At 38.7% G+C, this 12,638-nt stretch carries 11 protein-coding genes; 5 read left to right on the forward strand and 6 right to left on the reverse strand.

Annotated features, from left to right (window positions below; all coding sequences use genetic code 11):
- The first annotated feature begins 535 nt into the window (after positions 1 to 535).
- The 3 genes from TY21_RS00765 to TY21_RS00775 all read left to right on the forward strand — a co-directional run bounded on the left by TY21_RS00765 (position 536) and on the right by TY21_RS00775 (position 2,804).
- Entirely contained in the window at positions 536 to 1,717 is a 1,182-nt protein-coding gene (locus TY21_RS00765) for a site-2 protease family protein (protein ID WP_042243143.1), read from the forward strand.
- A gap of 114 nt (positions 1,718 to 1,831) precedes the next feature.
- A complete protein-coding gene (locus tag TY21_RS00770; protein ID WP_042243145.1) occupies positions 1,832 to 2,263 on the forward strand; it encodes a hypothetical protein in 432 nt (143 codons plus the stop codon).
- A gap of 307 nt (positions 2,264 to 2,570) precedes the next feature.
- Positions 2,571 to 2,804, forward strand: coding sequence for a hypothetical protein (locus TY21_RS00775; RefSeq protein ID WP_042243148.1), 234 nt, complete (start codon positions 2,571 to 2,573; stop codon positions 2,802 to 2,804).
- Positions 2,805 to 2,856: 52 nt separating this feature from the next.
- Here TY21_RS00775 and TY21_RS00780 read toward each other — a convergent pair whose 3' ends face one another.
- The 5 genes from TY21_RS00780 to TY21_RS00800 all read right to left on the reverse strand — a co-directional run bounded on the left by TY21_RS00780 (position 2,857) and on the right by TY21_RS00800 (position 9,122).
- Positions 2,857 to 4,275 (reverse strand): Do family serine endopeptidase, encoded by a 1,419-nt coding sequence (locus tag TY21_RS00780; protein ID WP_052354613.1) that lies wholly within the window; start codon positions 4,273 to 4,275, stop codon positions 2,857 to 2,859.
- Positions 4,276 to 4,285: 10 nt separating this feature from the next.
- Positions 4,286 to 5,671: a dipeptidase gene (locus TY21_RS00785; protein WP_042243151.1), complete on the reverse strand. Its 1,386-nt coding sequence runs from the start codon at positions 5,669 to 5,671 to the stop codon at positions 4,286 to 4,288.
- 115 nt (positions 5,672 to 5,786) lie between these two features.
- On the reverse strand, positions 5,787 to 7,094 hold the full coding sequence (locus TY21_RS00790) for a M48 family metallopeptidase (RefSeq protein ID WP_158622994.1): 1,308 nt from the start codon (positions 7,092 to 7,094) through the stop codon (positions 5,787 to 5,789).
- A 727-nt stretch (positions 7,095 to 7,821) separates the two neighbouring features.
- On the reverse strand, positions 7,822 to 8,832 hold the full coding sequence (locus TY21_RS00795; protein ID WP_130589448.1) for a hypothetical protein: 1,011 nt from the start codon (positions 8,830 to 8,832) through the stop codon (positions 7,822 to 7,824).
- 29 nt (positions 8,833 to 8,861) lie between these two features.
- The gene (locus TY21_RS00800) at positions 8,862 to 9,122 is read right to left on the reverse strand and encodes a hypothetical protein (protein WP_042239862.1); all 261 of its coding nucleotides are present in this window, start codon (positions 9,120 to 9,122) and stop codon (positions 8,862 to 8,864) included.
- 154 nt (positions 9,123 to 9,276) lie between these two features.
- Between TY21_RS00800 and TY21_RS00805 the strand changes: the two genes are divergently transcribed.
- Both TY21_RS00805 and mnmA read left to right on the forward strand, forming a co-directional pair.
- Positions 9,277 to 10,560, forward strand: a complete 1,284-nt coding sequence (locus TY21_RS00805; protein ID WP_042239864.1) for a dicarboxylate/amino acid:cation symporter — start codon at positions 9,277 to 9,279, stop codon at positions 10,558 to 10,560.
- A 19-nt stretch (positions 10,561 to 10,579) separates the two neighbouring features.
- A complete protein-coding gene (mnmA, locus tag TY21_RS00810; RefSeq protein ID WP_174232784.1) occupies positions 10,580 to 11,716 on the forward strand; it encodes a tRNA 2-thiouridine(34) synthase MnmA in 1,137 nt (378 codons plus the stop codon).
- Between the two features lie 64 nt (positions 11,717 to 11,780).
- Here the strand turns inward: mnmA and TY21_RS00815 are convergent, their stop codons facing one another.
- Complete coding sequence (locus TY21_RS00815; protein ID WP_042239868.1) at positions 11,781 to 12,461, reverse strand: hypothetical protein; 681 nt, start codon at positions 12,459 to 12,461, stop codon at positions 11,781 to 11,783.
- Between the last annotated feature and the right edge of the window lie 177 nt (positions 12,462 to 12,638).

Raw genomic sequence — 12,638 nt, forward strand, 5'->3', positions numbered from 1 at the left:
CTAGCTTAGGTGTTTTTGTAATTGCCTTTAATTAAGCAAAGGGAAGAACGGGCGATATGATCGTAAAATAGATGAAATGAGGCAAGGGCAAGCTTAAGGATTAGAGCAAGAAAAGTAGGAAGAGTCCCATCTTAGGGAACAGAGTTTTGTTGCCGGTTTATTTAACATTTAAAGAATTATATCCCTTCTTTGCTGAACTTAAGCCATCGCTGCTGAAGCATTTTCTCTTGCTACTTTCTCTTTTATAAATTTATAGGTTTATTTAGAAAAAAGTCAGAAAGAAGGGATCTACCCAATAATAAGCGAGAAAGGAGCAGGGATGGCGAGGGAAAGGCTGCCTAATAAATGAAAATTTAGGAAAACAAATTTGTAGCCATAACTTTTGGCCCATTAGGCCTCCTCCTAGGAGAAATAGGTGACTGCAATTCTAGTGGCACAAAAGGAAGAGCTGCTGATAAGATAAAACAGATGGAAAGCTCAAAAAATATAATATAACAAGCTGTCTTAAAAAGAAGCAAAAGGCATAAAAGAAATAATGGTTACTATTCCTGGAAAAATCCCTCTGCGTATCTATCCTTTTTTTTGGATTTTAACTTTGATTATCGGCTGGTTAAACAGTTTTTCAGAGATAACTTCTATCCATGCTGCTTTGATTAAGACTGTTCTTTGGGTAATCGTTATTACGTTTTCCATAATTGTGCATGAATATGGGCATGCTTTATCCGCGCTTGCTTTTGGCCAAAGTTCTACTATAGAGCTTGCTGGCTTAGGAGGAGCAACCTATCGAACAGGCCCTAAGCTTAAGCTATGGCAAGAATTTATCATTGTCCTTGCGGGTCCTCTTTTTGGCTTTGCACTGGCATGGGGCACTTATCTATTTTTAAACAGATGGGGTGAACATTCTTCCAATCTAGGAATTTTTGCTTTGGAAATCTGTTTCTATGTCAATACCTTTTGGACAATCATTAATCTGCTGCCTGTACAGCCTTTGGATGGAGGGCGCCTTTTAAGTATAGCTTTGGAAGGTTTATTAGGCTTACGAGGAATTAAAATTGCCTCTCTTTTAAGTATTCTTATTGCTACAGGTGTAGGTTTATTCTTTTTTGCTTTCCAGGCCACTTTGGCAGGATCTATGTTTTTAATTTTAGCTTTTGAAAGCTATCGCTCCTGGCAAAGTACTTCCTCTATGCAGGAGCAGGATCAAAACGATGCGATTAAAAATTTATTAAAAGCTGCAGAAGAAGACCTAGAGGAAGGCAGAAAGCAAGAGGCCTCCGAGAAATTTAGAAATATTCGAAACCTGACGCAATCAGGTGTGATATATAGGCAGGCCACCTATCATGAAGCTCTTTTATTAAGTGAAAAAGGAGAGTATAAAGCGGCCTATGAAATTCTTTACCCTCTTAAAAATAAATTTCATCTGCCAATTTGGCAGCTATTACAAGATTTAGCTTATCATAATCAAGAGTGGAAAGAAGCCATTCAATTAGGTGATCGAATATTTAGCGAGGCCCCTAGCTACCAAGCAGCTCTTACCAATGCCCTCAGCTATGCTCAGTTAGGTGCAGCTAAACCTGCTGTAAGGTGGTTAGAATCTGCAATTAGGCACGGGATGCCTTATACCGCCCCTATTCTTTCTAAAGTTGAGTTTGATTCTATCCGCTCTAGCTCAGCTTTCCAAAATTTGTTAAAAAATTGCCTTAATGAATTAAATTAAGTTTTTTTGTTTATAGCAAGTAATATAAAAAAGAGTTTTTTTTAGTTTATATGACTTGTTTTATTTAAAGGTATTAACTATAATTACTTTTGAGTAATAAAATTTGGATGAGCCATGATCCACCCTTCTGTAAGGACAACCTCCCGGGTACCTCCCTCTATTAAAATAGAGGAACAAGAGAACCCCACAGTTAGAGCCATACAAATATGCAAAGAAAAATATCCTACCGACTTTAAGCAAAAAAAAATTATTGCCTTGGCAATTGTGATTGGAACCTTATCTTTAACGCTTCTTTCTGTGGTAGGTTCAATCGTAGCTGGTCTCACCTTAGCTTCTCCTCTAGGAGTTGCTTTATTAGTAGCTACTCCTCTAGCTATTGTAGGAATAGGCTTTCTTATCAAAAAAATTGATGACAAAACTCTTTATTGGTCGGGGGGAGTGGCTAATCTCCTTATCGAGAAAAAAGCTAAAGAGGAAAAGGAAGCAAGAGAAAAAGAAAAAAATAACGCTTGCAAAGTGACCGTGTCTGAAAATAATCAAATTTAGCTTGCAGCTTTTCTGTTTTCCTAAGAAATAGCTCCCTCTTTGGCCTAAGAGGTTTAGCTTCTTAGCTCTTTATCTGCAATTGCTTGCCAACTCTTATCTTTTCTTAGATGATCAGCCTGCCTTTAATTTAGGTAAGCTATTTAGCCCACTGTGGAGGTTATTTATCTGATAGCCAGGAGGTTTTTTCCTACCTTTTCAGTTTTTTTTAAGTTCTATTTTTTTAGGAAATAGAGCTTTCCTTTACCGAAATTGAAAGAATTTGCTATAAAAGTGCTGTTTCTAAATTAAACCCTGTGGAGAAGAACCGATGAAATTAAAATTAGTTTCTATCTTATTGTATACGATGATACCTATGTTAGTTACAGCAGCACCTGCAGCCGATCAATCAGCTGTTACAGAGGAAAAAGTTCCTTTCAATCTACATAGCAATCCGGATACAACAGATGTTTTTGCTATTCCTTTAGACTCTAGCGAAGCAGAGCTAGATGGGGAAGAAGAAGAACTACAAGAACTTCAAAAATACGATGTAAAGCAAAATTAAGTCTTTAGAAGAAGTGCGAAGCTAAATATAGCTTCGCACTTAATTATCTCCCTTATTTTACCCATAAAGAAATAAAACGTGTGGTATTTCCTTGCTTAACCAGCAGAAGGACTGGCTTATTGCTATCATGGGTATCCAAAAGCTTATTAAACTGATCCACGCTGCTAACAGGCTGTTGATCAAGGCTTAAGATTAAGGTTCCTTTTTTTAGACCCGTCCATGCAGCGGCGCTATTAGGTAAAATCTTTGAGATCACTACGCCCTTTTGATCACCATATCCTAAAGAGCGGGAAAGTTCAGGTGTAAGTTCCTGTATTTCAAGACCTAATTTGTTTTCTTTTTGCGTCAAGCTAGAAGTTCTTTCTCCTAAGCTAGGCATCCTGCCAACTTCTAGAGTGAGGGTAAAAGGTGGTATATCTTTGCGCTGAATGGTAAGGGTTAATTTGCTGCCTGGCTTCATCAAGCCAATCGCATTCCTTAGCTCTCCAATAGTGTTAAATGAACGATCATTATATTGGAGAATGACATCACCTTGTTTAATGCCAGCTTTTTCTGCGGGTGAATCTTTACTTACCTCTGCTACAAGGGCTCCTTGAGGTTTTTCTAAGCCTAACGCTTTGGCAAGGTCTTTGTCGACTATCTGCAAAGCAACCCCTATAAAACCATTGGAGATGGTTCCGCTTTCTAAAATTTGTTCAAAATCATTTTTAATGATATTGCTAGGGATTGCAAAGCCAATACCCATATGGCCGCTACCATTTCTTGATATAATGGCTGTATTCATGCCAATCACCTCACTCTTTAAATTCAGAAGAGGACCTCCCGAATTACCCCGATTAACCGCAGCATCTATTTGAATAAAATCTTCAATTTGAGCAATATCTAGGTTATTCCGGCCTTTAGCGCTCACCACGCCGACGGTTAAACTGGCCTCTAAGCCTAGGGGAGCGCCAATAGCCACAGCCCATTGGCCTACTTTAATCTCATCCGAGTTAGCTAGCTTAAGGTAAGGTAAACCTTGCGCATCAATTTTTAACACTGCTACATCGGTGCTAGGATCTTGTCCAATAATAGTAGCAGTAAAGCTTCTTTTATCATTGAGGATGATCTCTATTTCAGTAGCTTTGTTGACAACATGGCTATTAGTAATAATATAACCGTCAGAGGAGACAATAAATCCAGAACCTTGATTGATTTCTAGTTCAGGCAAGGGCTCAGGATAAAGAGGAGCACCAAAAAAAGGCTGAAAAGGTTGAAAAAACTCATCATTAAAGAAATTGCTGCGCGGAGGAAAAAAGCTTTTTGTTTTAACTTGAATGGAAACGACAGCAGGAATTGCTTGGTCAGCAATTTGTGTAAAGTCTTGTAAAAGAACATTTGAACTGATTTCTTTAGAACTTAAAAGAGAACCTTGGCTAAAAACTAAGGAAAACCATACCAGGGTCCATAAATTACGTTTAATTAGATGCATAATTACCTTCCTAATTGGCTAAAAATTCAAGAGTTCGTGCAATAATTAAATAACCTTTTTCTAATCGATCGATTCCAAAATGCTCGTTAGGAGCATGAATCTGATCATCAGGCAAGCCCAATCCCATGAGAACAACCTCGCTTTGGCTGGCTTCAGAAAGCTGCTGGACGATCGGTATCGATCCCCCAGAATATGTAAAAGCACATGAAGTCTTATACACCTCCTCATAAGCTTTAGCGAAAGCTTGTACACATTTAGATGAAGGCTCTACTCTTAATGCCTTGCCTCCGCCTGCATGGATATGAACTTTCACTTCCACGCCCTCGGGAGCTTTTTGTTCAATAAAGTTAGCTATTTTCCTAGCAACCTCCTCAGGAGATTGGTGAGGGACTAACCGACACGATAACTTAGCTATAGCTTGAGAAGGAATGACAGTTTTAAAGCCTTCTCCTACATATCCTCCTGAGATTCCGTTAATTTCTATTGTCGGTCTAAGCCAGCTTCTTTCTAGGGGTGTATAGTTTTTTTCTCCTCCCGTAGGCTTAGCTCCAAATGTAGAGAAATACTCTTGCTCGTCAAAATCAAAAGTAATTCTTTGTTTTTCCTCTGGGCTAAGCTCCTGCACATCTTTGTAAAAGTCAGGAATTTTTATACGGCCTGTTGAATCTCTTAGCTGTGATAAAATATCTACAAGCGCATGCAGGGGATTATAAGCTATTCCTCCATATGAACCTGAATGTAAATCTGTCTTAGTACCTTTAACTTCCACATCCATGGTTACAATTCCTCTAACCCCTAAGGTAACTGCAGGAGCTGTAGGATGGCGAAGTCCTAAGTCAACAATGGCAAGATAGTCTGCTTCAAGTTCTTTCTTTTTATGTGCCAATAGTTCTGAAAGGCCTAAGCTGCCACATTCTTCTTCTCCTTCGATGCAAAATTTAACATTAATTGGTAATTTTCCATCAATATTCATGAGAGCTTTGAGGGCAAAAAGTGTGTAAAAACATTGTCCTTTATTGTCTTGGGCGCCACGTGCATAGACCTCTCCGTGGCGAATAGTAGGCTCAAAAGGGGGAGTGTGCCATGCCTCTAGGGGATCAACAGGTTGAACATCATAATGATTGTAAATTAATAAGGTGGGCTGAGAGGGGCCGGCCCTCATGTAAGAGGCAAAGATGACAGGATGCCCTTTAGTAGGCCAAATTTCAGCCTCAAAACCCATCCTTTTAAGATAGCTCATCACCCATTGGGCACAGGCTTCCATCTGGGATTTATAGCCTATCTCTGAGCTAATACTTTGAAAACGTAAAAAAGTAAAATATTCTTCCAAAGCATTTTTTTCCTGCTTTTTATAATAGTCCTGCAAAATATGCAGGGAAGGGAAAGAGTTTGGCATCAATTGACCTCTGGATAAACGTTGAATGAAACTTAAAAAGATCTATACCATTGCTTATGTTTTTCTCTCAATAAAAGTTCCCGCTGAGGTATAAATTGCGGCTTAGTGAATGGTTCTATAAGCTAATCATGAGATAAAGCAGAAAGGTTAAAGCAGTGGCGAAAAGGGCAAAATAGATCAGAAGAGCTTTTTTTACTTTACGATGATGATGCTCGATTAATAGAGGGTTTAGCAGGCAAGACTTTAAAAACTCTACTCTTTCTTTGATACTGTAATGATGCCAGTTAGGAGTGGCATAGTCTCCATTAGCATAGGCTACAGCTTCTAAAGCATTAATCATAGATTCCAAAGGTAAACCGACTTTAAAGACATGCAAGTCTGCCTGTCTTTCAAAAAGCCTAGAGAAGAAGCCAAACATGCCGCGAAAATAGCCTAAGGTAATAAGAGCATAAAAAGAAAAAATCTTGAGTGTATGGAAAAAATTTCCTGCCACGGAAAGAGGCCAAGCCTTTTCTTGAGCTAGAATGTAGGACAACGGGGCAGAAAAAAAATAAAAAAATATACCGGTAAGTGGAATGATACCACCTAAAATAAAGGGATAAAGCAATAAATGACGATGAGTATTATGGCCGATTTCATGGGCCAGGATGGCTTCAATACTTTCCGTTGAAAGTTCTTTTAAAAGTCGCTCTGTGAACATCACATATCGAAAAGGAGATATGACTCCCATAATACCCGCGGTCAGTTGATCGTGCATTACCGTCCATGTTTTCATGCCTGCATGTTTAAATCCCGACTTTTGACAAATCATTGTTAAGCGATTATTTAACGTTCCTGCAGGTAAGGGTTTGCATTTCCAAATTTTTTGAAGGAAAAAGGGAAGAAAAATGAATAGCAAGATAGCGATGAAGAGACTGAAAGAGGCAGACATCCATTCAAGAGTTTTTGCAGAAACCTGCGAGCTTACCAGGGCGTTAAAAATGTCTAAAACCAGGGTGATAATAACAAAGGGAAGGAAAAAGGGAATCAATAGCTGTAGCTGCCGTTGAGCATAATAAAAGCGTGTCTCCGAAATGCTGTAAGAATAAAACTTTACAAATGAAAGAGCATAAAAAAGTCCTAGCCCTCCTAAATATAGGCTAAGTTCCCACAGAATGTTAGGAAAATGCATGTTTTGCATGAAGGGAATTCTATGAAATAGACGGCCAGCATCTAAGAGATATTGATAAACGCTAAGGTAGGCTAACAATTCTATATTTATAATGAAGAGAATAAAACTCGGCTTTCTTTTAAACAGCTTCTTTAAAAGAGGGTATTGGAAAAAGAAGGTACTGCATAATCCTATATAAAGAAGCAAGGATATGCCAAAAGCACTCCAGGCAGAGTGAACTGCTGGCGCTGAAGTCTCTGGTAAGCTATTCATTAGCAGGAGAGCTAAAATTAAGAAAAAAATATGGGTAAACATAGGAGTAAATTATAAGAGCTTTTTCTACAATTAATCAACCTCCCTCTTTTGATGTTAATCTCTCCTTTGATAAGAGAGCATGAAAAATTAGAAAAATTTTTGGAAAAGATTTAGCATTTAACCTCGTAGATTATCCAATGCAAGGCCTTTTCTCTACACTTATATGCCTAACTTGCTGGTTAAAATTTTCTAACTATCTATAGCAAGAGTAAGCTTGCAATCCTTGCAGCTATGTAGAAATCTATCAAGAAACTAAATCTCTTGGTTTAACAATTTAAACTCTTGGATGGAACTTAAAAACGCCTAACCGCAGGAATTGAGCTTATCTTTTATAAAAGCCTCATTATGATTGATTACAAGGGAGGATGGTAATTCCTTTAACCTAAAAAGTATAAAGGCAAGTAAGATGGCTTAAAAAGAAAAGGATGAGCTAATAAAAAGCTATTTTTCTCAATTAAGCTAGCCACTCTATTCTTAAAAAGTAAAGAAGTGACTTTTCTTCTCTTTTATTAAAGGTTAGGCTTATCTTCCTGTTTCTCTAGGGATGAGGGCGCAATCTTTTAATTTGCCTGCAGAAGTAGATATCTTAGCGTGTGGGCATAAAGCTTCTATCTTTAGCTAACTTGTGGTTGACTTTAAAGGTTTGGATTCAGGCGGGTGTAAACAAAAGTGTTGGCAATTCTTTTTAAGCAGCAGTTTTGTAGGAACTCCAGTAAGCTTCCCAGTGGCCATTTAATCTACCTATTCTTAAGTTCAGTATCGCATTAGCATTTTCTGCCTTCCACCAAGCTCCCGCTATTTTCAGCCTCTTTTGCACCACATGCCTATGGCTACTCTCTATTTCGCCTGAACCAATCGGTAAGCCTTTATCTAAAGCGCTTTTATAATTCATCATATCCAGTCTTTTTTCCATATATCTATAACATCTCACTAAGCCATTCTCCTGCTCAGGATGATCTAGCCCCTTGAACTTAATTTCAATCTCTTTGAAAACTTCTCGGCTTTTTCCAGCTTTTAACTTCTCTTTACTTTCTTCTAACCACTTTTTTGGCTCAAAAATATTGCACCAAATCGCAGCCTCGGATAAATATTCACACAGATGATAAAAATCAATTAAGTGACCGCTTCGATTGCAAAATTTTAGCTTTACTTGTTCAGCTATCCACGGAGCACCATCACTTACGACATGCACATAGCTGCCTTCTTTCAGACCCGCTAAAGAAGCACATTCTAGCATCTGTTGACCCGCTTGTTCTGCCGTTCCAATACTACCAGCATAAAAGCGGTTGGCTCTATCCTTGCCTCTTGCCAAACTTAGTTTGGCTTCTTTCCAACATACTTTCCGTGCTTTTCTTGCATCTTTTTTTGCTTGTTTGTCGGCCTCATCTATCTCCACAATGGGTACCATACTCCCATCTGTTTCACTGATAATAATTGCTTCTTGGCTCGACGTTTCTTTTTTTAGCTTAGCTATTTTGCTTGCATGCTTTTGGGTAATCAATCTAACCATGGAAGAGGGAGCTTCAATTCCATAATGCTCCTTCATCTTTTCCCCTACTTTTCCAAACGCAATATCTGCTCCAAAGTCGGTTATTGCTCGCTCTAACGGTAAAGAATACCCTCTACATCTAACCTTGGAAGACAAGGAAAAGGGTCTAATCAATTTTCCTGCTTGTAGGAAGCATCTCTCTTCCATGCCTACTATCCCAAATGTTGTATGCCAATTTAGTTTTTTTTTGAGTGCCGTCTTAATTTCATTTCCCGAGCCTTAGCTTCTTGTTCATTTACTTGATGCTTTGCCCAATCCTCAAGGCATTTTTTTCCTAAGCCTCTAACTTCGGGAATAAGAGCAAATTCCGCATCATCCGCCACTTCAATCCCTTTAACTCCTTCGGTAATATCTAATAATTCTCTAATGGATTCTAATAAGTTGGGATGATTCTTTAAGCGATTAAATACTTTATTAACTTCTTCTTCGTTAAACATATGAACCTCCTTTTGCTACATTTTCAGTATGTATTAATCCTTCCTTATCTTGCCAACACTTTTAATTACACCCGATTCAGGCGGTCTTTATATTATTTCATTTTGAAAAAAGAAATTTTTCTTTATAATTTCCTTATTTTACTTGGGTAGTTATATGAAAAATAAAGTTTTGATTAAAGTTTTTGCCTCCATTTTTTTAGCTGTGGGGGCCGGTCTTTGGTCGGGAGCAGATAAAGCGTTGGGGGGAGTGCCTTTCGTTCAGCTATATAACTTAATAGGTCAATTATTTCTGAATGCTCTAACATTAGTGGTTGTACCTCTAGTGTCTTCTTCAATCATTGTAGGGGCTGCTCGTATGGGAAGTGAAGGGGCATTAGGGACCTTAGGCTATAAAACTTTTAGTTATTTTATTTTGACTATGGTGCTAGCTGTAGTGGTGGGATTGGTTTGCGTTATGCTCATTAAGCCAGGCATAGGCCAGCCAGTAGAAGAGTTAAAAAGTAGCCATCCACAAGCAAGTAGATTAGTAGAACTTCATGCTCAAGGGCAAAGCGGAAGTTTTCAAAAAATTGAACAGCTCCTTTTGAAGCTTGTGCCTTCTAATATCTTAGCTGCTGCCTCCCAAGGGCAGATGCTAGGGCTCATCTTTTTTAGTTTATTGTTTGGATATTTTACCTCTACTATAGACCCCTACCCCAGTCAGATTATACTAGGCTTTTGGAATGCTATCTTTCAGGTGATGATGAAAATTACTCATTTGGTTATGCGTGCTTTGCCGATCGGTGTTTTTGGTCTTGTAGCTAAAGTAGTAGCTACTACAGGAATAGAAACTTTTCGCTCAGTAGCTTGGTTTACTTTAACATTTTTTATTGCTTTATTTATTTATGCGGGGATTGTTTTGCCGCTACTATTAAAGTTTGTCGCTAAAGTTAGCCCTCTTGCTCATGTGCGCGCAATGGCTCCTGCTTTGTTAACAGCTTTTTCTACTAGTTCTTCTGCAGCTACCCTGCCTTTAACCTTAGAATGCTTAGAAAAACGTGCCCATGTGTCGAATAGGATTTGCAGCTTTACCGTGCCGCTAGGTACCTCATTAAATCTTACAGCTTCGGCCTTATTTATTTGTGTGACCGTTTTTTTTATCGCCCAGGTTTATAGTGTGACTTGGAGTCTCGGCTCGATTGCGACTATTTTTCTTTTAATTATTTTCTCTTCTATAGGCATGGCAGGAATACCTTCAGCTTGTCTTGTAGGAGCTATCTTGGTTTTACATACGATAGGATTGCCTGTAGATGCTATTGGTTTAGTATTAGCAGTAGAACGCCTTTTAGATATGTGTAGAGCAGTAGTTAACGTTTTTGGGACTTCTTGCTGTGCCGTGCTAGTTGCCCGGTCTGAAAAAGAAAAAAACACTTTAACATCTCTTTCCGGCAAAGCATAAAAATTAATAAGATAAGGCTATGATGATACCAAATAGGCAAAAAACTGTTGTTGTAGGAATGTCTGGGGGCGTAGACTCGTCTGTAGCGGCGCTGCTACTAAAGCAGCAAGGGTATCATGTAATTGGAATGTTTATGAAAAATTGGGAAGAAACCGATGAGCATGGAACCTGTAAAGCTTCTTATGAATATGAAGATGTTGTACGCGTTTGTGAGCAAATAGGCATTCCTTATTATGCGGTTAATTTTGTCAAAGAATATAAAGAAAATGTTTTCAATCAGTTTTTAGAAGAGTTTAAGCAGGGATATACACCCAATCCTGACATTTTATGCAATCGCGAGATCAAGTTTAAAGTCATGTTTGAAAAGGCATTGGCATTAGGCGCTGATTATTTAGCTACCGGACATTATTGCCAATCTTTTACCCATGATAAGGAAAGCATTCTGGGAAAAGGGATAGACTCTGGTAAAGATCAAAGCTATTTTTTATATACCATTAAATCCCACGTGCTTTCTAAAGTTCTTTTTCCTGTTGGCAACCTTCACAAGCCGGAGGTTCGAAAAATTGCACAGGAGCATTGTTTAGCTACTTCTGCTAAAAAAGATAGTACAGGCATCTGCTTTATTGGTGAGCGCAATTTTAAACAATTTTTAAGTCAATATATTGCTTATCGGCCTGGAAACTTTGAAACTCTTGAAGGGCAAGTCATAGGTATACATGATGGAGTGGCCTATTATACCATAGGTCAACGCAGGGGAATGGGGATTGGAGGACAAGGAGAGCCCTGGTTTGTTGTTGGTAAAGATCTAGAGCGTAATGTGGTTTATATTGAACGGGGGGCTCATCATCCCGCCCTTTTTTGTGATGAATTAGTCGCTTGTGAAGCCAGCTGGGTCTCTCCTCATGGAAGGCCAACCTTACCCTTGGCTTGCAGAGCCAAAGTGCGCTATCGGCAGACAGATCAAGCCTGCACCATTATGACAGAAACAGACGGGCAGTTAAAGGTTGTCTTTGATGTTCCTCAACGTGCCGTCACCCCTCGGCAGTCAATTGTATTCTATGAAGGCGAAAAATGCCTAGGAGGAGCAATCATTCAGTCGGCAGGAGTATCCTATTATCATCAGAATAAAGCCTTACCTAAGCATATTTCTTTATAAGCCGGGTGAGCTGTTTGGTTTCGCCCGACTTTCTAAAGTAAGCAAGTTTATTAGAATCTACCTTCTAAAACCAGTAGGCTAAGCCTGTTTTCATGCCATAGCCTCTAAGGCCATGCTTCTCGCGTGTTAAGCTAATGTTGTAAGCAAAACCTAGATTAAGTGACCATTGTTCATGAAGGTCTTTTTCTATCAGGAGTGCATAGCTAGGACCTTTAGCGTTGCTCTTGCTTTTGTCTGTGCCCATGCTTTTAATGGTCGTATGACTGCGACTCCAGGCATATTGTACCATTAAGCCTACTCGGCAGCCCTTTGCAATTCTATAAAAAACTTCGATAGAAATATAGGGGGACCAAGAGCGAAATTTTTCTTTAGCTATTAACTTAAAATCTGCGATTTTTAAGGGAATCTTAGTCTTAAGCTGAGTGTAGTTAGCACCGATCGCAGGAGTAAAACACCACCTTTTAGAAGGAATAGTAAAGCCTAAGCCACAACCTGTGGTTAACAAGGTGCCTCGATTGGATCCATACATAAAACCAGGCCTAATGCATAACCCTTTATAGACAAGAGCATTAGCGTCGATTTTTATAGTAGGGAGGTCCATGGTTTTAACAGTTTTTCCAAAGTTCACAATATCTAGATGGACGAAAGTAGGAGCAACATCAATCTTGCCTCGGCAATCTCCATGTAAACAAGGAAAAGCAACTATAGATAAGCAAAAGCTTAAAAGTGAGAATAAGTTTTTCATCAATACATCCTATTAAAAAGTAAACTTTTAACATAAAAGGCAAAAAGTTTCTAGCCTTAAATGTGCTCGTCCTTTTTAGCAGCCTAGATTTTTATTCTTTAAAGTTGTCTCGAGCATGTTTATCGCATGCTTAGCATCATTAAGTATTTACTTAACGCAGGAAATATTGAATACCTG

It is taken from the genome of Neochlamydia sp. S13 (genome assembly GCF_000648235.2).
Taxonomy (GTDB): domain Bacteria; phylum Chlamydiota; class Chlamydiia; order Chlamydiales; family Parachlamydiaceae; genus Neochlamydia.